Source organism: Deltaproteobacteria bacterium (assembly GCA_018668695.1).
Lineage (GTDB): Bacteria > Myxococcota > XYA12-FULL-58-9 > XYA12-FULL-58-9 > JABJBS01 > JABJBS01.
The window spans coordinates 27,820-48,313 of sequence record JABJBS010000233.1; the positions used below are offsets into that span (position 1 = coordinate 27,820).

Sequence of the window (20,494 nt, forward strand, 5' to 3'; positions counted from 1 at the left end):
TCTAGATGTAGGTGTTGTGGAATTTAGAGAGAAAAACGTACGATCAGGCCAGAGATCCGCCGCAGCTCGATCCCGCACCGGCGGTGCAGCCATAGCAATGGTTTTCAACTGCTATAGGACCTCGGCTCAAATCAGAGAGTGATTCGATATCCCAAATCGTCGGTCTGACGGCCAGCTGTGTGGACGTTGGTATGTCTAACATTTGGTTGAAATCGCAATCATAGAGATGACCCTGCCAGCCTACGCTGACTTGAAAGCGGCACATGAGATTTTCTAAAGTGCCCTCATTATAGTTCTCTTCTAGGAGCTGCATGTAGCTTGGGAGTTGCCCACCGCGCTCAAGGCTTTTTCGAAACCGGCTGATTGGAAGATTGGTGATGGTAAAAAGGTTGTTGAATACGATCCCGAAATCTTCCATGAGCTTGTCTTTGTAAGCGAGTTCGAGCTGAGCTTGGGCGGGAGGTAAAAAGGCGCCGCCGGGGTTGTAGACCAAGTGGAGTTCAAGACCGCTTCCGGGCTTGCCGTAGCCGAGCTGGTTGAGCAGTTGAAGGCCCCGAATACTTTTGTCAAAGATACCTTTGCCGCGCTGTTTGTCGACATTTTCTTGGCTGTAGCAAGGAAGGCTTGCTGTGATTTCGACCCCTTGATCTGCAAGGAACTCAGCCAGAGTTTCTTGGCCGGGTTCAAAGAGAATGCTGAGGTTGCAGCGGTCGATGACCTTTTTGCCCATTTTACGTGCGGTTTGGACGAGGTAACGAAAGTTGGCGTTGAGCTCTGGTGCACCGCCGGTGATATCGAGGGTGGTTGTTTCAGGAGACTCGCGAAGAAGCTCTACCAATCGCTCGGCTGTCTTTTCGTTCATCTCTTCTTGCCGCTTAGGTCCGGCATCAACATGACAATGGTGACAGGCTTGATTGCAGCGTTTACCCAGATTGATCTGTAAAACCTCAACATTTGCCCGCTTGAGTTCACCGCGTGGGTTTTGGGCTACTCGCTCGCCAAAATGGGCTTTGTAGGCTGGGATGGGTTCAATGATGGTCAGGCTTGAGGTCACGACTACTCCATGTGTCTCTATCTTTTAGCTCATAGCCTCTCTTTTTGTCACCTACAAGGCCGATGTGGAGCGGCGGCAGCTTGAGATGGTCAGACTGTAGGTGTAGATCTTCGGCATGAAAAGTAAGTCACTCAAATGGATATTCGCCGTTGTTTTGGTTTTAACCTTCGGAACGAGCCTTGCTTCGGCGGCTCCCACGTCAAGTTGTGCAAACCCACATGACGCCGTGAAGACTCTACTGGATTGGTTACAGCCAGAAAGTTACGACCCCAAAAAAGCAGCCCTCTGCCTGAACCTCACAGGCGAGCAAGACAAAGGCATCGCGGCCAAACGCGCTCAGCAAATCATCGAAGTTCTAGATGCGAAAGGTATTTTCGTAAAGCTTGAAGCCTTGCCAACGGTGACCGACTTTAAGGCCGAAGACGGAAAATCCCGCTATCTTCTCAGCCCAGCTGAGCCGGATATGTTTATCGAACGCATTGGCGATGATTGGTTGTGGAGCGCCCGCACTGTGGCACGGATTCCTGCGATTTACCGCTCCGTGTTTGTGATTGATACCCATGGGTTTGTCAGAAGCCTACCATCTTGGATGCAAGTGAAGTTCTTGGGCGCCGCTGTTTGGCAGTTTGTAGCTCTCTTGGCTTTGTTATTTCTTGCCTTGGTGACGCGGGTGATAACCCGGGCCATTTTTAAAGCGCAGGCAAGCTTGACCATGCGAAAATTTAAGATGGTTGTAGATGACACTTTGTTAATCCAAGTGGGTAACCCGCTTGGGACTTTGGTTGCTTCGGGGCTGGCTATTTTTGTAATGCCTCTTTTGCTGCTCCCGGTGAAGTTTAATCAACTGCTTCTTTTGGGCCTAAGGCTGGCTTGTGCCATTTCGGCGGTGGTGGCGCTTTACCGCGTTGTTGACTTGCTGACCGCTTGGCTTGAGCAGCGCGCTAACCTCACCGACACCAAACTCGATGACCAATTGGTGCCGCTTGCCCGCAGAGCCATGAAGATCTTTATCGTCAGTATCGGTACGGTCTTTATCCTACAAAACATGAATTACGATGTGGCCTCGTTAATCGCCGGCTTGGGCATCGGTGGTTTGGCCTTTGCTTTGGCAGCTAAAGACACCATTGCCAACCTTTTCGGCTCTGCCACTATTTTTGCCAGCCGGCCCTTTCAAATTGGCGATTGGGTCAGTGTGGGCGGCAGTGAAGGTGTGGTGGAAAGCGTGGGCTTTCGCTCAACCCGTATTCGTACATTCTACAACTCGCTGATAAGCATTCCTAACTCTCGGGTGGCAGATAGTGTGGTTGATAACTTCGGCGCCCGGGAATTTAGACGTTTTAAAACGATACTCGGGCTGACCTACGATACGACGCCCAAACAGATGCAGGCTTTTGTTGAAGGTATTCGGGCGGTTTTAAAGAATAACCCCGTCGTCCGTCAGGAGTATTACGAAGTACATTTCAACTCCTTTGGCGACAGCTCACTCAATGTATTGGTTTACGCGTTTTTTAAGACCGATAGCTGGACCACAGAGCTTACCGAGAAGCACAATCTTCTCCTAGACATTATGAACCTTGCCCAAGAGCTTGGTGTGAGCTTCGCGTTTCCGACCCAAACGCTTCATCTTGAAAGTGTGGCAACCCCTCAGAACTCTACTGAGCGAGTTTCTCATGATGATGCAGCATTGGCGGCGGCAGTTGAGTCTTTTGCTCCGGGCGGTGCAAAAGGTGAAGCAGATCGCTACAAGCTAACGCACGGGTTTTGGCCCGAGGCTTAAAGCTGGCTCTTCACCCACCTCAAAGATGCCTCTAAGGGCTTATCTCGCTTGGCTGATGCTTTGACCTGCACGTCAGGCTTAATACCTCGGCCTTCGATGCTTCTGCCGTTTGGGGTGAGGTAGCGCGCTACTGTCATTTTGAGACCGGCTCCATTTGAGAGGTCGATGATATTCTGAACCGAGCCCTTGCCGTAGCTCACTTCTCCAAAAACGCGAGCACGCTTTTGGTCTTGTAAGGCGCCTGCCAGTATCTCCGCGGCCGAAGCACTCTTTTGATTTAATAATATCGCCACAGGCGCGCGCGTTAGAGTACGGCTCGATTTTGCTTGACGAGATTCAAGAATGACGCCGCCGCGGCCAGCCGCACTTACAATGGTTCCATCACTCAAAAACAGATCGGCGGCGGCCACGGCCTCATTAAAGAGACCGCCGGGATTGTCTCGTAAATCGAGGATGACAGCTTTGGGCTGGTCGGGGCCCAATAAATGAGCCTGTAGGTCTCGGGCGACACCTCTACTGAAAAGCTCAATGTGAATATAGCGAATACCAGGCTCGATATCCTGGACTTGCAGTGCGGGTTTACGAACCCACTGCCGGGTGAGGGTAAAATTCCAAGGCTTGATAAAGCTCTCGCGCATGACACTGAGTACGAGCCGGGTATCGACTGGGCCGCGCAATAAGTCGCGAAGCTCCAGGGTTGAAAATTGACTGATGGGTGTACCATCGACGGCGACGATAACGTCTTGGGGCTCAAGCCCCGCATCTTGAGCTGGGGAATGATTTAAAACGCGCACAATACGGTGTTGCGAATTGATGAAGGCAAGTTCAAGCCCGACGCCGCCATATTCGCCGCCCGTTGTTTCGAGAAGTTTACGAAAATCTTGAGGACTGTAGTACTTGGAGTTGTCGTCGAGCTTGCTAAGAAGGCCCCCGATGGCTCCTTGAGCTAAACTGTCCTGAGATAATACTTCCACATATTGATTTTCGATATGCTCGAGTACTTCGGCAAACACGGTGAGCCATGCGTATACGGCATCTTGCTTGACGACTTTAGCCGCCGCGGGCAAACCCGCTCCAAGTAAAAGCCCTAGAAGAAGGTAGATGATTCGATTTTTCCAGAGACGTTTGAGCTTCATCGTCCGTTATCGCCTTAACCAAAGCACAGGGTCTTGAGCTTGGCCTTGGCTGCGGATTTCAAAATAGAGCCTCGTTCCCGTCCATGATCCCGTGTCGCCTGCGGTCCCGAGGGTTGAGCCTGTTTTTATGATTTCCCCAACCTCGACTTCAATGGTGGCAAGGTGGCCGTAGAGACTGTGGTAACCGCGCCCATGGTCAACGATGGTGAGCTGCCCATAACCGTCAAGCCAGTCGGCGTAGACGACGGTCCCGTCGAATACAGATTGCACCGGGGTGCCCGAGGCGGGTTTAAGCAGGAGCCCAAAATTGGTGAGCCGCGTACCATAGGCAAGTTCTCTTACCGTTCCATAGCCCACTTCGACGGGTGCGATGAGAGGCCAGGGCAATGAACGCTTATTTTGAGAAAATATTCGTGACAGACCGGTGGCAGGTTTTAATTTACGAAAGGTGTTCTCCAGCCTTTGGTAAGCTTGGCGATGGGCACCTGAGAGAAGTTCAAGGTGGCTTGCATTGCCCAATAGGGTTTGGGTGGTTTCAATTCGGCTTCGGCGCTGAAGCCCCAGGTTCTCTCGCCTGCTTTTAATATCCGCAGATATTTCAGAGAGAATGTTTAAGCTTGATTGCCTTTTGTTTTTAAGGAGCTGGGTTTTATTGGCTTCTTCTTGGTGCTGACTTTTCAATTTTTGGTCATGGTTGGCGACCCAGCGAAGCATGCGGGAAAGCTCCAAATAATCTTTGAGAGAATTGGCCTGCCCCAGGGCAATCATCCGTGCACCGCCCGGCATGTTGTTGAGTGCTCGCACTCTTTTCTTTAGGTCAGCTCTAACTCTGACCTGCTTAAGTCCGGTTTCGCTCAGCGCAACATCAAGGCTCGCTATTTGCTCTTGCAACTTGCCTTCTTGGCTTTTCAATGTGGCCAATTCGCCTTCAAGTTGGACCAGTTGCCGGTCTAGGCTTCGCAGGCTTTGAAGAAGAGCGCTGGGATCTTGCGAGGGCGCGCTAAGGTGCAGGGTACAAAATACTGCGACGAGAACTGGGTTCATGCGTCGGCGTCCAGAAAACGGCGCACGGCCATGGCGCTTCCAAAGGTTCCGAGAACAAGCCCCGTGGCAACCAAAGTGAACGCGGTGGATGTGCTGAAGAGCACGATGTCCATTCCGGAAAGGGTGTCTGCGAAAAGCAAGCTGAGCTGAGGAGCCACAACTTGTTGGCTTGCCCAGAGCAGAGCCGAGGCCAAGAGCCCGCCGGTAAGGCCCCAAAAGGCTCCCTCTAAGATAAAGGGCAAACGAATAAACCAGTGGGTCGCACCCACGAGTCTCAAAATAGAGATTTCGTCACGGTGAGCATAAACGTTGAGGCGAATGGTGTTGGCGACGATGAGGGAGGTCGCTAGAAAAATCAGCAGACCAATACCAACTCCGCCATAACGCAGACCTGCAACTAAGTTTTCAAGTTGCGCAAACTCGTCTTGCCCGTAATCGACTTCGTCGATGTTGGACATCGTTTGAATCTGTGCTGCAAGATTTTCGATGGCTTCAAGTTCGGCAAAACCAGTGGCGAGTGTAATTTCGATGGTACTGGGTAAAATATCCGGCGAAACGCCTTCTACAAGCTCGGCGGCTTTGGGCCCTCGAGCCTTGAAACGAGTTAATGCTTCTTCAGGACTGACGGGATGGGTTTTTGAGACACCAGGTAAAGTGCCGAGTTCGGAATCCAGTGTATCTTGAGCTTCAGGGCTCAGACCGTCGGCGAGCACTACCACGATATTGGCGGAGCGCCCCCAGACCAAGGTGAGGCTTTCTAGGTTTTGCAGCGTGGTGACGTAAAACGCGGGAATCAGAAGTGCCAAGCAAATGGTTGAGCTTGTGAGCAAGCTACTCCATGCAGAGCGTTTGAGCGCGCTGAAGGTTTGCCCAACAAAATATCGCAGGTTTGCCATCATCCGTTGGTAAGCCTTCCGTTTTCCAAGCGAATCACTCGGCCGCGGTGACTTTCTAAGAGCGTTCGGTCGTGGGTGGCAAGCAGCACTGTGGTACCTCGGCTGTTGGCGTACTCAAGAAGGTTTAAGATTTCTTTGGCGCGTTGAGCATCGAGATTGCCAGTGGGCTCATCGGCGATCAGAATTTGTGGGTCACCGACCAGCGCCCGCGCAATCGCAACGCGCTGTTGCTCGCCGCCGGAGAGGCTATCGGGGAGTTCGTTCATTTTGTGACCCAGTCCAACCTCTTTAAGGATATTAAACGTGCGTCTATGAACTTCTGCAGGGTCGCGCCCAAGGATTTGCAGGCTGATGGCTACATTTTGTGCCACGGTCCGCCTGGATAGGAGTTTAAAATCTTGAAAGACAACACCGATATTGCGCCGGAGGTATGGGATGGAATTACCGCGCAGCCGGCTGGTGTTGTGGCCGTTGACCATGACTTGACCACTGGTTGGCATCTCCGCGCAGAAGAGTAGCTTTAGGAAGGTTGATTTCCCGGCTCCAGATGGACCTGTTAAAAATGTGAATTCACCTTTTTCCACCTCGAGGGTGATATCGGCCAAAGCATGTTTGTCCTTGCCGTAGGTTTTATACACATGAAAAAGCTGAATCATGGACGTTTAGCCTTTGGGCTTCTGGTGCTTAGCGGAGAGGAGGCTTTCCCCATGACGACTGAGTTCGACGACGTATAACGAAAAAGCTCAGTAACATGAGCAGGGTCCACAGAGATTCTCCTTGGGCAGCTTGGCATCCTCCCTCTTCACTATCAGAGGGATCTGACGCATCCGTGTTGTCGCCGGTTGCGGGATCTGAGGAGCCGCTGTCCGATGGGTCAGATTCCTGTGGCTCGCTGGGCTGGTCGCTATCTATGGTTTGGCTTGGGTCGGCGGCATCTGATGCGTCTGAGGGATCGGATGTGTCGGTAGCTTCAGAGGCATCCGATGGATCATCGAGGCTAGGCTCAGCGGCGTAGGCAGTCGAAGCTTCTGGCCACACGGGATGGCTCCCGCTTACCTTACCGACATCCCAAAACATGACCCCGCCAAGGTCATAAGACTCAATGAGTTCAAACTTGGCGCGCATACTCTCAATATCTTCGCAAAAAAGCTGAGTCGGGACATCACCTTCCATATAGAGTTTGTAAGGTGTGCTGGTCGTTTCGTCCCAGAGCTTACCGGCAACAAAAGATTGGTCACAGCCGGCAAGGCTTAAGGCCGGGCCGGTTGCGGTTCCGGTTCCGGGGACATTCAAATCTGTGCTGGGCCAGCTTCGCCCGTAGAGCGGTAAGCCGAGAATAAAACGGTCTCTGTTTTCTTCCCCGCCATAGGTAAAATAATCTTCAATGGTCCACGTTAAGCTGTGCTGGCCCCAGATTCCGCCGCCCACAATAGGCGCCAGTGGACCGGGGTTCCCGCCTGACCAGTGGTAGCCATAGCCCATGATCATGAGACCATCGGTGCTTAGAGCCAAGGCATCGTAGTCGTAGGTTCCGCCCCAATCGATGGCCGGCGTGGCAAGGCTTACGTGACTGTTGTCGATGGCCGCGTGAAAAGCAGTCGTTAAGTCTTGCATGAAGGTTACGAAGTTTTCTTTTGGACTCGGACTCTCACCGGCTTGTGGGGCTGGGACAAATTCAAAATCTATATTGATTCCCTCGCCGCCCGCGTCTTGAACGAGAGTCAGCAGGTTTTGGATGGCGCGGTCTCGGTTTTCTGGAGTTGAGAGAACCTCCCGGATTTCATCGCTATCGAACATGGTTACGGTGAGGACCACCTTAACGCCGTGGCTTTTGCCCGCTTCAACGAGTGCAGCGCCTCGAGTGCTCCAATTGTGGTCATTTCCCAGTGAACCGTCTGGGTTTAGACTGACGCTGAAAAAAGCCAAGTGCGTTAAATGTTCCCATGGGATGCTTTCGTCGTGGTCGGCCCAGTAGGGGTAATAACCGTAAATGATTCGGTCAAAGCGCTCCGCGGCGCTTTGAGGCATCTCACCATCACGGAGGTAGAAAGTCTTACGGTCTAATACTGAGCGTTGGGTGCTGTGCTTTTGAGCGTCGATGGCGTGCACGGGCAGGGCAAAGGGCTGAGCCGCGAGGATAACTGGGAAAAGAAGCGATGCAATCATGATGACACCCGTGAAACCATTGAACCCTCCAGGGTTTTATTGAGAGGTCAGGGCTTCAGGCCCCAAGCGTAACGAATCTAAAATATCGCGTAGCACAATACTTCGCTTTTCAAGCGAATCACGCTCAAGGACCGTTTTCTGGGCATTGTTTCCGAGAGCTAAGCGAGCCGAGGTATTTTCTATGAGTAATTGTAGATGGTCGCGCCAATCGACATCGCTTTGAGCAATCAGTCCATTTTTCCCGCTTTCGATGGCGTTTAAGTAGGCGGGCATCGGCGATGCAATGGTGGGCACGGCAACCAGAGCTGCCTCCATATGCTTAAGCGCACTTTTTCCTTTGGAGAAGACTGAATCCTGAGAGAAGGGTGCAAGATTGATGTCGATGTCTCGCAGCCGTTGCGGCAAATCACTCCAGTGGACAAAAGGCCGCCGCTGCACCCGTGAGCCAAAGCCCGAAAGAGAATGAGGCTTGCGAATATAGCCCATCAGATGAACGTGAACCTGGCTGTAGCGCTCAAGGGTCCAAACCAGGCCTTGTTCAATGACTTGTAGGTCACGGTCGTGGGTGGGGGTGCCACTTGCGTATCCAAGGATGATTTGTTCCTTGCTTCGCCGCATCCGGGTGGCCTCTGCGGATTGCAGCATTTGCGAGGAGAATCCATTACGCAGGGTGGTCGCTGATAAGCCCAAAGACTCCACGCGAGACTTTAAGAAGTCTGTTGAGGTCATAACCATTTGGCAGGCCTGCATCGTTTTAAATTGTTCGGCCACGGCTTGGCCTTTACCGAACCGCCCCACGCCTTTGTCTTGGCTTGGGTCTTCTTGAACGTCAAAGACCAGGTCGTCGGTATCGAAGATTAGAAACTTCTTAAGCTTTTTGGCCGATTCAACCAGAGCTTGGATTTGCGGACTCCAGGCAGCTCGGTGAAAAACAATGCCTTCAAGGTTGCTGAGCATATTGGCAGCATCTGCGGGAAGACTTTGCTGAGCTTCTAAGATGATGCCGTCGCCCCCGAGGATTTGAAGGGTTTCAAGCAGGTGCTCACACCGGTAGCGGCGGCTGTCGCCCCCACAACCACTTACGACGGCTATTCTGGGTCTTCGCGTCGAGCTCACAAGATGAATCCACGAGTCGGCGTTTTGGCTGCCCCGTCCGCCCAAGAGGGTCTTGCGCGCAAAGCCCAAGGCTCGCCGAGGGAGGCTAAAGGGCGGCAAAACCCCATCTAACGCGAGTCTGCGTGTATCCTGCCAGATTTCCCAGTGACTGCGGCTGTCGCTCCCCATAAGGCAGACCATAGGCTCTAGGGACAAGCTCTCGCAAGAGGTAGCTGAATTGGAACCCAAAGAAAGCACGTGCTATTCAAGATGTATGTCACGCGTAGAAGAACATGATGCCCTGGGATTTTGGGGCAAACGTTTGCCCTGGTTTTTCGAGGGGAGAACACGGTTTGTTCTGTGGCACTTGGCATTAAAAGACTTGAAGGCGAAATATAAGAACGCCTACCTTGGGTTATTATGGACCGCGCTCCAGCCTCTACTCACCATGGTGGTTTTGAGTCTCGTGTTTTCATATGTGATGCGGATAACCGCTACGGATTATGCGGTTCTGGTTCTGTCTGGGCTCGTTGCTTGGCAGTATCACAGCACGGTGATTCAATCGGGGACCACGGCCTTTGTGGATAACTGTAACTTACTCAAAAAAATCGCTTTTCCTCGAAGTGTGGTGCCAGCATCGGTGATTGCTACCAATATGCTGCACCTTTTGGTGGCAATCCCTGTTTATGTGTTGGTGGCGTCGTTTTTAGGTTTTCAGCTCAGCTGGCATTTCATCTTTATCTTTCCCGCGGTGGCTCTGCACACGCTTTTTCTTGTCGGATGGATTTTTCTAACAGGCAGCCTGCACGTTCATTTTCGCGATATGAAATACATTATGCAGGCGCTGCTTCAGGCCTGGTTCTACCTCTCGCCAGTTCTCTATCCCCTCTCGATGATTCCAGAAAAGTGGCACGGCCTTTACAATCTGAACCCGGCTGCGAATATCGTCGAACTTTACCGTTGTGCGCTCTACAGCCATACGGTTCCTGATTTAACCCAGGTCGCAAATCTCAGTGTTTGGACAGTGGGTTTACTCTTGGCCGGTAACTATTTTTATAAGAAATTCTCACCGAATTTCGCAGACCATGTTTGAGGCATCGGATGGCTATGATTGAAGTACATCAGTTGCAAAAAGAGCATCGTCTGCTAGCCAGCTCGAGGTCATTGCTGAAGACCATTTTAGAAATTCCAGTGAAAGGTCTAAGGCCGGGCCCAGCCTTTCGCGCGCTGGATGATGTCAGCTTTGAAGTAGGTAAGGGCGAAATTATTGCGCTCATTGGTGCCAATGGATCCGGGAAAAGTACTTTGCTCAAACTCATCACGGGGGTGAGTCAACCCACGGCCGGTCATGTAAAAGTGCAGGGCCGGGTGGTTGGACTTTTGGAGCTTGGAGCGGGCTTTCACCCCGATTTAACGGGCCGTGAAAATGTGATTCTCAATGCTGCACTTTTGGGCCTTTCACCCAAGGTCGTTCATGAGCGGCTCGACGAGATTTTTGCTTACGCCGATATCGGTGAATTCGTCGACCAACCTGTGAAAAACTATTCGTCGGGAATGTATGTACGTTTGGGTTTTGCAGTCACCGCCTATTCCGATGCTGACATCTACATCTTTGATGAAGTTCTCGCGGTAGGGGACGTGGCTTTTCAGCAAAAGTGCTTGGACACGATTCGAAGTTTTGTAAAGCAGGGCAAGACGATTTTTTTCGTCTCTCACAATCTCGAGATGGTCTACAACCTATGCCGAAGAGCGCTTCTTTTACACGAAGGCCGATTGATTGCCGATGGACCCGTGGCGGAGGTTATTCCGAAGTATTGGCAACTGATTGCCCCTGCCCCAACTGAGTTAGAGGGTTCGGATGACGTGAAGTCATTTATGGCCGTTGACCTTTTTGAGGTTCAAGGTAACCAGCAAGAGAGTTTACCGGAATTCGAAACCGGATCCGCGATGACGCTTCGATTTCGGATCAGCGCTCTTGAGCCCTGCCCTCATCCTCGCATTCAGTTACATCTGGGCTTCATCACCAGTCAGTCAGGTCACCTTTCAGCAGAAGTTACCCATGGGATGGATTGTCCGGGAGAGCCTTTTGAGTCTTATCAAGAGGTGCGAATCGACTATCTACCGTTTATGCCGGCCGAGTTTAAGTTGCGTATCCGTCTGAGCACGCCCGAAGGCGAGGCTATCGCCGTTCAAGTTGAAGAATCCCCGAGTTTTCGGGTGAACCGATTCGAAGCCCCCCTGGAATTTGGCACCCATCCGCTTCATGCCCGGTTCATCGACCTGGAAATGCCATGACCGGTCTTCGCATTGCGATGGTGGTACCCGATTTTCCGAGAGTAGGCGGCTATGAGCGCCAAGCAATGGGACTATGCACTGAGCTTTTACGACAAGGTCACCATCCCTACTTGGTCACCAATGCTCGACCGGGAAAATCTTACCCAGCGATGCAAGATGGTCTCGAATTGGTGGTTCTCACAGAACGGCCTCGATTTCGGCAGCACCCCTTTTTATTTATGCGTGCCTTTTTGTACCATCTAAAAACTCGGCAGGTCGATTGTGTACACGCGCATGCAATGGCCCCATTTTCTTCGGCGGCTATTATGGCCGCCCAAAGTCTATCCATCCCGACGATCCTTAAACTTGCAGGGATAGGCGACAAGAAAGCTTTTTGGGCCGGCAGCGATTTGAATTTTAGGATGGCGCGGCGCGGGCCTAAAGTTGCCAGCCACACCGTTGCCCTCTGCGAGGCGATGGATGATGTAGCCATGTCTTTTGGTGCGCCGAAAGAGCGTATTCTTCGAGTGCCCAATGGTGTTGATACGGCCAACTTTCAGACAACGGACGAACAAGACGTTGCTGCTCTTCGCGTTTCTTTGGGCATCGGGGCTGACCAGAGGGTTCTTTTGTATGTTGGGCGCTTGTCCACTGAAAAGGGGCTCCAGACCTTATTCGATTCAGTTTTGCCTCTCCTAAGGAAAGATCCCAGCTTACGACTGTGCTTGGTGGGGGACGGGCCGATGTGCAACGGCCTTCGAGAAGAGGTGCAATCTAAGGGTCTCGAAGCTTCGGTTATATTTGCAGGGTTTCAAAAAGAGACCCGAGCTTATTACGCTATGGCCGATCTTTTCGTTTTGCCCTCGTATGAAGAGGGGATGTCGAATGCTTTGTTGGAAGCCATGGCCAGCGGCTTGCCGGTGGTGGCAACAGATGTTGGCGCAGCAAGAGAAATGCTAGGGCAAGAGTACGTGTTGGCGTCTCCGGGCGAGAGTGTGGAATTAAGAATTCAAATCGAACATCGTTTAGCGAAGCTTTCGCAAGGTGAAAGCGAGGGAGCGCTGCTTCAGCGGCGGTGCGAGGAACTTTTTTCCATGCAGGCGGTAGCCCAGCGATATGCGTCACTTTATGGAGAGTTGGTTAGCGAACCGAAACCGAGTGCTTTACCCTCAGTGGTTCAGGCCACCGGGCATGCTATGGCTGCCCTTTGGAGTCGTTAAATTCACGGTTATGCAAAGTCCTAAGATTCTCATAACAAGAACAAGCCCCGAGCTTGATTTAGAGCCGCTGCTTAGCGTTGCTTCGCGTTTGTTTAAAGACTCGGTCATTGATGTCCTTAAAGGCAGTCATGAACCGAATTTACGAAGCGAAGCGGGCCGGGTGAACGCGTACCTGCATTATGAGGGCACGTCGTGGTCAAAAAAGGCTATGTCGGCAAGCTTGAAGGGCAAAATTAAATCTTCTGGCTACGACATCTTAATTTTTGGGGTCGGAAGTGAGTGGCGTGACCGTGCGCTGAGCCTGAAACTGTTTACCTGGCAAACGGGCATCGGTTCCATCATTCTCATGGACGAGCATGGCGAGACCAAAGCTTATGACAGAATACCCTGGCTCTTTAGAAGCCTCTATGTGGAAACCGTTTGGCGTGTGGGCTACCGGATTCTTGTTGAGCAAGATGAGAAGCTCACGCTTGCTAAGCTTAAGCTCGTACCTTTGCAGCGAAAGCTGAGTAAGCCCAACCGCTCAGGAAAAAAACGTGTTGCAGTGGTCACCTATTCGCTTGGTGTGGGCGGTGTTCAAAAGCAGATCGTAGAGCTTGCTCGGGGACTGAACCCTCATGATTATGAACTCCGGGTCTATCTCTTAATCAAAGAAGATGCTTTTTTTGAGCCGGCACTGCGCGCGCTGAATATTGGTGTCGAATACCTTTACGAAAAACCCCAGCCCATGCTCTTGTATCGAACGATGGCTAAGCTTTTGGCTGAGAAATTATCTTCCTTTAATCCCCATGTGATTCACAGCTATATGAATTATCCTTCGGTCGTAGCTTGCTTGGTAGCGGCGAGGCTGAGGCCTGAAGTGCTTATTACCAGTGTGCGAACTCTCACGGGCCAGGGAGCAAGTTTCTATACGTGGAATGGGGAGAATTGCCGTCAGTTAGACCGTGGTATGGTGGACGCAGCCGATGTGGTGATTGGTAATTCACACGCTGTATTAAAGGACTACGCTCAGTGGACCGGCTGCTCTCAAGATAAAATGCAGGTGGTTTACAACGGGATCGATAAAGCTCTTTATGAGGCGGTTACCGCCAAAGAGGTGCAGGCACTCCGAAAAGAACTGGGCCTAAAAAAGGCAACACCAGTGGTCTTGGTAGTGGGTCGCTTATCGCCTGAGAAAGAGCAAGCGACGTTTTGCCGAAGTATAGAACGAGTTCAAAAAACGGTGCCAACAGTATGCGGTGCATTGGTCGGGGAAGGTCCATCGAAGCCGATTCTTCGGACTGATTTCAAAAACCTAGAAGACACAGGAACTCTCGTTTTCGCGGGCAACCGAAAAGATGTGCCGGTTTGGATGCATATGGCGGATGTCGTGGTTTTAACATCAGCCGTCGAGGGCTTACCCAACGTTCTCATTGAAGCCGCATTGACCGCAACGCCTGTAGTAACGACGGCATGCGGGGGCGGCGAAGAGGTTGTTGAAGATGGTGTGACCGGATTTGTAGTACCGGTTGGTGATGACGCGATGGCGGCTGAGAAAATCACCGAGCTCCTTGAAAACCCAAAAACTGCCAAGACAATGGGAAAAGCTGCAAAACACAGGGCCCTGACGCTCTTTTCTCCCCAAAAAATGGTCGAAGACACAACTGCTTTTTATGGTGAACTTTAATGTGCGGCATTGTTGGAATCGTAAACATCGGCGGGGACCTTAACCCGCAAGAAGTATGGCATGGTGTGAAGCTCTTGCAGCACCGCGGTCCCGACCATCAAGACGTGTATGTAGACAGCGATATTGGTTTTGGCCATGCGCGGTTGTCGATTCTTGATGTGTCAGAAGATGGTCACCAACCGATGCAGAGTGGCTGCGGCCGCTACGTGATGGTTTACAACGGTGAGATCTACAATTTCAGAGAGCTACGCCGCGCCCATTTAGGTGGACATCGTTTTCGCGGCTCCAGCGATTCGGAAGTTCTGATTGAACTTTATGCGAGGTTAGGGCCAAGCTGCGTAGACCAATTGCGGGGAATGTTTGCCTTTGCAATTTGGGATAAAAAAGAGAAGCGACTCTTTTTGGCGAGGGACCGAGTTGGCCAGAAGCCTCTTTATCTGCGCCGGCGGGGAGACACGCTGATTTTCGCCAGTGAGGTACGAGCGCTCCGGGCCTTCAAAGGCTTTGACTGGGAAGTGGCGCCGCAAGCGGTTTGGCATTACCTCACTTATCAGTACATTCCCTCGCCGATGAGCATTTATCAAGGCGTAGAGAAGCTCCCACCGGCGACGACGTTGACCTTTGAAAAGAGCAAAGTAAGACAAAACCAATATTGGCAGCTTGATTACCGAAACAAAATCGAAGTGTCTGAAGAAGAAGCTCAAGAGATGTTTCGAGAACGTGTGCAAGAGGCGACGCAGATTCGTTTGGTCTCAGATGTTGCTCTGGGGGCATTCTTGTCGGGCGGTCTCGATAGCTCCACGGTCGTGGCGGCTATGGCTCAGAGCCTTGGCGATCCCGTGAAAACGTTTACCATCGATTTTCCAGAAGACGGATACAGCGAAGCGGCGTGGGCGCAGAAGGTCGCACAACGTTATCAGACAGATTATCACAGTGAGGTGGTTGACTATGATGCCATCCACATTATCCCATGGCTGATTTGGCATTACGGTGAGCCGTTTGCAGATAGTTCGGCAATACCGACTTGGCATGTTGCGCGCTTAGCACGGCGTGAAGTGACGGTGGTTCTCAACGGCGATGGCGGCGATGAGGGGTTTGGCGGTTATCCGCGTTATGTCTTGGGGCCTTTACTTCATAAACTTTATCAGTTGCCGGCAAAGATTCGCCGCCGAGTGATGCCAGATCTTTATAAACTTTTCCCGGCGGACAAGCGCTTAATCTGGCGAGCCCATGCAATGCTTCGTGAACACGCGACTCCACCCGAGCATGCATATATGGAGAAAATTGCCTATTTTACAGACGATGCGAAACGCTCTCTTTGTGGCCAAGATTTTCTTGAACATGCTGGGGGAAAGACGAGTCAGTCTCTTCTCAACGAGATGTTTGATAGTGCCCAGGTGGGTAATTTAACAGATGGTCTTCTCAGCGTTGATACGCGGACCTATCTTCCTGATGACTTGATGACCAAGGTTGATGTGGCGACCATGGCGGAGGGGCTCGAGGCACGGTCACCTCTTTTGGATCATAAGCTGCTTGAGTTTGCGGCGAGCTTGCCGCACGACTTTAAGGTTCGTGGCAAAGAGACCAAGTGGCTCATGAAAGAGGCCACCGCACCATGGCTGGACCGAGATATTCGTTACCGTTCAAAAATGGGTTTTGGCGTACCGATTGATTCTTGGTTTCGCGGACCGTTGAGCGAGTATCTCGGGGACACCTTATTAAGTCAGGCATCCCTTGGACGAGGTTATTTCAAGCCGGATGCGATTCGCTCGCTGGTGGATGGCCATGTGTCGGGCCGCAGTGATCATCGCTATCGTCTTTATGCACTGCTCACCCTGGAGCAATGGCACCGTATGTTTATGGATGATGGAAGCTTAGAGAAGCCGGCGAGGCCGAGCTGATTGAGCTAGCGAGCAGCTATGGCTGGGCAAGAAGTCGCTCATAAAGTTCAATGTGCTGGGGAACAACATGCTTGATATGGAAACGGTCTAAACCTTCTAGCGCGTTTTGCTGAAGGACCTCTAGCATTTGCGGCGCACGAAAGAGTTTGACCACTTGCTCTGCAGCTGAGGCAGGTCTGCCGGGCGGTACCAGCATCCCGTGAACACCTTCTTTAACGGCTTCCGGGTTACCACAAATCCTGGTGACGATGCATGGCAGCTCAGCAGCACGCGCTTCGATGATGGCTCGTGGGAGGCCTTCCCAGAGGCTTAAGAGGGCAAAAACATTTGAGGCGGACAAAACATCCACCACTCGGTCCGTCCAGCCTAAGAAATGAAAGCAGTCTTGGAGATTTTGGGAGCATTGGATCTCTTCAAGAAGCTCTTCTTTTAAGTCGCCGTCCCCTACATAAATAAAGTGTGCTTTGGGAACGAGTTCTTTTACACGCCTGGCAAATCGCACGAAATCAAGCGGGGCTTTTTGCGGTTTGAGGCATGCGATGGTGGAGGTTACCGGAGCGTCTTCTGGAATGTTGAGTTCCCGGCGAAGTTCTAAGCCTTTTCCAGAATCTCTTGCGTGGGCGTCGAGGTCGACTCCGGCATGAATGATTGACGTGTTCTCTTCTTTTAAAAGTCCGTAGCGTACCCCGAGACGAAGGTCATGCTCGCTGACGCAAAGATTCCAGTCGGAAAGCTTCGCACTTCGTTTCTCAACAACTTTGAGTAAGCGTTTGCTAAGCTTTGTTTTTCCCGCGTGAAAACCAAATCCATGGACTGTGTGAACCCGGGCTTTTACATGACTCAGAGTTGCCCCTAAACGGCCAAGGACCCCCGCTTTTGACGAGTGTGTTTGAACGATGACCGGGCCATCTTTGAGCCCTTGGAGCCGAGAGCGAATTTCGTAAAGTGCTTTAAGGTCTTGGGCTGGTCCTATGCTGCGCTGTAGCGCTTGAATAGGCCAGTGTTCAACACCTTCTAGGGTCTGAGCGTATGAATCGAGGTAGCCGCCTGGGCCATAGGCCAAAATAACTCGGTAGCGATCTTTGGGTAGGTGTTCCAGGATGTGCAGCGCATGACGCTGGGCGCCGCCATTTTCTAGCTTGGTAATTACATGGACGATGGTCGGGCGATTCATTGTTTGAAAGCCTAGCCTAAAATCTTACGGCGAGCGAGGGCGCCGTTTCACACTCTCCACGGCCCGGCGGCTTATCGGGGTAGAACTCATCGCGCAAGCAAGCGCTGGCATCCTTTGATGCCTAGGGTTATGGGTGCGCTATGATTGTAGACGTGGTGATACCCGCCTTGAATGAAGAAGGTGCCATTGCACAAGTGGTTCAAGGCTTAGTGCGCACGGATTTAATTCGTGATGTTTGGGTTGTGGATAATGCCAGCACAGACAACACAGCTTTTCTGGCACGTGAGGCCGGTGCTCAGGTGGTCTATGAGCCTAGGCGAGGTTACGGCCAGGCTTGCCTCCTTGGACTTGAGCAGCTTGCGCCCGGAGCGGATGTGGTGGCCTTTATCGATGCTGATGGATCGGATGGCCCTGCAGAAATTGTTCGTGTACTTGAGCCCATACTAAAAGGCCGAGCCGACTTTGTGGTGGGTTCCAGGGCGCTGGGCCCTAAAGAGGCCGGGTCCATTACGCCTCAGCAGGTTATTGGCAATGCGATTGCTTCGGCCTGGCTACGCTGGAGGTTTGATCAGCCGGCTACAGACTTAGGCCCTTTTAGAGCCATTCGAAAAGACAAGCTCGACGCACTTCAGATGACCGATACGAATTATGGTTGGACCATTGAGATGCAGATTAAGGCAGCCCGTCATCATCTTCGGTATGAAGAAGTTCCGGTGAGCTACGCGTGCCGTGTGGGCGAGAGCAAAGTCTCGGGAACGGTGCGTGGCACATTCGGAGCAGCGTATAAAATACTAGGACTTTTGGCTCTCTACGATTTTTGGAAGCGAAGCGAATGAGAGCGTACCACGGTTTGTGTGTGCTCTTCTGCTTGGTTACGGCAAGTGCCTATGGCGTCGAAGCCTCGCCTGCCGGTACTCGGGGGCTGCGCTACATCGGTTTGCATCTTGGGCTTTCGTTACTGATGTTTGGCATCGCGTGGTTTGCCAAAGCAAACCCTCTCAAAACTTTCCAGTGGGTTTTAGTCACCGGCATCCTCGCGCGGCTTCTGATGGTGGGGGTCTCGCCTTTCAACACTCACGATGTTGACCGTTACCTCTTTGATGGGCGTATGGTTTTGGGCGGGATCGATCCCTACACGAACAACCCTGATGCCGAAGTGTTTTCGAATATTTATGCCGAAGGATTTTATGTTGCGCCGGAGCACCGAGCGTACCGAGCGATTTATCCACCGGCGGCCTTAGCAGTATTTACGGTCTGCGCGGCGTTGGGTGCGACCTCAGGGTTTTGGCTGTGGAAGTGTCTACTTACATTGGCTTCTGTAATCAGTGTTTTTCTTATTGCAGCGGTTTTACGCGAGCGAGGTAAACATCACTGGTTGGTGTGGCTTGCTCTTTCACCGGTGGCGATTCTCGAAGTTGGTGTTGGAGCTCATGCAGACGGCCTCTCCATGCTCGGCATCTCGCTTCTTGTGTGGGGACTTCATCGGGGTCTTTCTTGGGTGGCGGCTGCTGGATTATCATTTGCTATTCTCGCTAAAATTATTCCGGCTTGGTTATTGTTGGCCGCAGGTTTTAAACCAAAGCTGCGGATGGTTTTGGCTGGGGCGTTGTTACTCACGTTGGCAGTTTACGGCTTGATGATGATGCTGGGCTTTGAGCCACTAGGCTCACTGGTTGAGTTCGCCAGGGTCTGGCGTTTTGGTTCCGTCCTTGCTTCGCTCTTGGGTATTTTTGACGTGGCGCATTATACGCTGATTTATCCTGCGGTGATGTTTGTAGGTTGGATGATCTTGACGCAGCGCCTCCAAAAAAAATCCAATGAGATACTACTGGCAGCGATTCTAGCCTGGGGATTGGCCACTTCACCGGTTCTCTTTCCATGGTATGCCTTATCGGTTTTACCACTCATGGCAGTGGCGCCATCGGGTATACTTTTGGGGTGGACGTCTGCCCTTCCTTTTACCTATGAGGTCATTGACGCGTTCGACCTGTCAGAGGTATGGGCGCCATCTATATGGCCGCAAGTAATACTGGTCCTGTGTGCGGGACTGGGTGTGGTTATGGATGAGATCAATGAACGTCAGGTCGTGTTGGGCGACCGCGGGCAATCTCACAACAGTACAAACACGGAGTAACGGGTATGTCAGTTCAGCAGACTCTCGACACCATTATGGCTTTGGAAGATCTCTTCACAGATGAAGAGAAGGCAGTACGCGATTCAATTCGCGAATGGGTAACAGGACGTTTCCTACCGCAACTTACAGAGCATCATCGTGCGGGAACTTTCCCCACTGAGCTTTTGAGTGAAATCGGCGAAATCGGTGCCTTTGGAGCCAACATCGAAGGCTACGGATGCGCTGGGTTAAACAACGTCTCTTACGGGCTTGTGATGCAAGAGCTTGAGCGCGGCGACTCTGGCCTGCGTTCACTTTGCAGTGTGCAGGGCGCCTTGGTCATGTACCCCATTCTTACTTTTGGTAACGACGATCAGAGAAACAAGTATCTGCCTAAGCTTGCCACAGGCGAGATGGTCGGCTGCTTTGGTTTAACTGAGCCCAACGCCGGTTCCGACCCTGCCAGCATGAAAACATTCGCGGTAAAAGATGGCGACCATTACGTTCTCAATGGCGAGAAGGCTTGGATTACAAATTCTCCAATTGCTCATGTAGCAGTTATTTGGGCCAAGGATCGCAGCGATGGTGACCGTATCCGCGGCTTCATTGTTGAGCGCGGCACCGCAGGTTTTGAAACACCTTACGTTGAGGGTAAGTTTTCTCTACGTGCCTCGCCAACCGGCGAAATTGTTTTAAACGATTGCCGGATTCCAGCTGAGAATGTGTTGCCTGAGTCCAATGGACTTAAGAGCCCGCTCATGTGCCTCACACAAGCTCGTGAAGGTATCGCTTGGGGAATCACAGGGCCAGCACTCGATTGCTTTGAGACAGTCCTCCAGTATGGCATTGACCGCATTGCGTTCGATCAGCCCATTGCAAACTTTCAGCTTTATCAACACAAACTGGCTGAAATGGCGACAATGATTACAAATTCACAGTTGATGAATTTACATTTCGGTCGCCTCAAAGATGCTGGTA

At 51.8% G+C, this 20,494-nt stretch carries 17 protein-coding genes; 9 read left to right on the plus strand and 8 right to left on the minus strand.

What is annotated here, in order from left to right; all coding sequences use genetic code 11:
- Positions 1-43 precede the first annotated feature (43 nt).
- Positions 44-1,024, minus strand: a complete 981-nt coding sequence (locus tag HOK28_12450; protein ID MBT6433901.1) for a radical SAM/Cys-rich domain protein — start codon at positions 1,022-1,024, stop codon at positions 44-46.
- Between the two features lie 145 nt (positions 1,025-1,169).
- Between HOK28_12450 and HOK28_12455 the strand changes: the two genes are divergently transcribed.
- Complete coding sequence (locus HOK28_12455) at positions 1,170-2,831, plus strand: mechanosensitive ion channel family protein (protein ID MBT6433902.1); 1,662 nt, start codon at positions 1,170-1,172, stop codon at positions 2,829-2,831.
- On the opposite strand, the gene HOK28_12460 is transcribed toward HOK28_12455, so the two are convergent.
- The 6 genes from HOK28_12460 to HOK28_12485 are packed head-to-tail and all read right to left on the minus strand — an operon-like array spanning position 2,828 to position 9,357.
- The gene (locus HOK28_12460) at positions 2,828-3,967 is read right to left on the minus strand and encodes a S41 family peptidase (GenBank protein MBT6433903.1); all 1,140 of its coding nucleotides are present in this window, start codon (positions 3,965-3,967) and stop codon (positions 2,828-2,830) included. The two genes, HOK28_12455 and HOK28_12460, sit on opposite strands and share 4 nt — an antisense overlap.
- A gap of 6 nt (positions 3,968-3,973) precedes the next feature.
- A complete protein-coding gene (locus HOK28_12465) occupies positions 3,974-5,011 on the minus strand; it encodes a peptidoglycan DD-metalloendopeptidase family protein (GenBank protein MBT6433904.1) in 1,038 nt (345 codons plus the stop codon).
- Positions 5,008-5,910, minus strand: coding sequence for an ABC transporter permease (locus HOK28_12470; GenBank protein ID MBT6433905.1), 903 nt, complete (start codon positions 5,908-5,910; stop codon positions 5,008-5,010). The genes HOK28_12465 and HOK28_12470 overlap by 4 nt, the downstream gene beginning before the upstream one ends.
- Positions 5,907-6,563, minus strand: coding sequence for a cell division ATP-binding protein FtsE (gene ftsE / locus HOK28_12475; GenBank protein MBT6433906.1), 657 nt, complete (start codon positions 6,561-6,563; stop codon positions 5,907-5,909). The genes HOK28_12470 and ftsE overlap by 4 nt, the downstream gene beginning before the upstream one ends.
- 28 nt (positions 6,564-6,591) lie before the next feature.
- On the minus strand, positions 6,592-8,073 hold the full coding sequence (locus HOK28_12480) for a hypothetical protein (GenBank protein ID MBT6433907.1): 1,482 nt from the start codon (positions 8,071-8,073) through the stop codon (positions 6,592-6,594).
- Between the two features lie 36 nt (positions 8,074-8,109).
- The gene (locus tag HOK28_12485) at positions 8,110-9,357 is read right to left on the minus strand and encodes a glycosyltransferase (GenBank protein MBT6433908.1); all 1,248 of its coding nucleotides are present in this window, start codon (positions 9,355-9,357) and stop codon (positions 8,110-8,112) included.
- Between the two features lie 85 nt (positions 9,358-9,442).
- Here HOK28_12485 and HOK28_12490 point away from each other — a divergent pair, with 85 nt between their 5' ends.
- From HOK28_12490 to asnB, 5 genes are read left to right on the plus strand one after another with little or no spacing between them, the layout of a single operon-like run.
- Positions 9,443-10,261: an ABC transporter permease gene (locus HOK28_12490; GenBank protein ID MBT6433909.1), complete on the plus strand. Its 819-nt coding sequence runs from the start codon at positions 9,443-9,445 to the stop codon at positions 10,259-10,261.
- Positions 10,262-10,269: 8 nt separating this feature from the next.
- On the plus strand, positions 10,270-11,463 hold the full coding sequence (locus HOK28_12495) for an ABC transporter ATP-binding protein (GenBank protein ID MBT6433910.1): 1,194 nt from the start codon (positions 10,270-10,272) through the stop codon (positions 11,461-11,463).
- Entirely contained in the window at positions 11,460-12,662 is a 1,203-nt protein-coding gene (locus tag HOK28_12500; GenBank protein ID MBT6433911.1) for a glycosyltransferase family 4 protein, read from the plus strand. Before HOK28_12495 ends, HOK28_12500 begins: the two co-directional genes overlap by 4 nt.
- Positions 12,634-14,328 (plus strand): glycosyltransferase, encoded by a 1,695-nt coding sequence (locus tag HOK28_12505; GenBank protein ID MBT6433912.1) that lies wholly within the window; start codon positions 12,634-12,636, stop codon positions 14,326-14,328. The genes HOK28_12500 and HOK28_12505 overlap by 29 nt, the downstream gene beginning before the upstream one ends.
- The gene (gene asnB / locus HOK28_12510; GenBank protein MBT6433913.1) at positions 14,328-16,229 is read left to right on the plus strand and encodes an asparagine synthase (glutamine-hydrolyzing); all 1,902 of its coding nucleotides are present in this window, start codon (positions 14,328-14,330) and stop codon (positions 16,227-16,229) included. The genes HOK28_12505 and asnB overlap by 1 nt, the downstream gene beginning before the upstream one ends.
- A 16-nt stretch (positions 16,230-16,245) precedes the next feature.
- Here the strand turns inward: asnB and HOK28_12515 are convergent, their stop codons facing one another.
- On the minus strand, positions 16,246-17,403 hold the full coding sequence (locus tag HOK28_12515) for a glycosyltransferase family 4 protein (GenBank protein MBT6433914.1): 1,158 nt from the start codon (positions 17,401-17,403) through the stop codon (positions 16,246-16,248).
- Positions 17,404-17,543: 140 nt separating this feature from the next.
- Here HOK28_12515 and HOK28_12520 point away from each other — a divergent pair, with 140 nt between their 5' ends.
- The 3 genes from HOK28_12520 to HOK28_12530 form a co-directional block, all read left to right on the plus strand.
- Positions 17,544-18,239 (plus strand): glycosyltransferase family 2 protein, encoded by a 696-nt coding sequence (locus HOK28_12520; GenBank protein ID MBT6433915.1) that lies wholly within the window; start codon positions 17,544-17,546, stop codon positions 18,237-18,239.
- Positions 18,236-19,537 carry a DUF2029 domain-containing protein gene (locus HOK28_12525; protein MBT6433916.1) on the plus strand — a complete coding sequence of 434 codons (1,302 nt, stop codon included), beginning with the start codon at positions 18,236-18,238 and terminating at the stop codon, positions 19,535-19,537. Before HOK28_12520 ends, HOK28_12525 begins: the two co-directional genes overlap by 4 nt.
- 5 nt (positions 19,538-19,542) lie before the next feature.
- The coding region (locus tag HOK28_12530) for an acyl-CoA dehydrogenase (GenBank protein MBT6433917.1) at positions 19,543-20,494 on the plus strand (952 nt) is incomplete at its 3' end.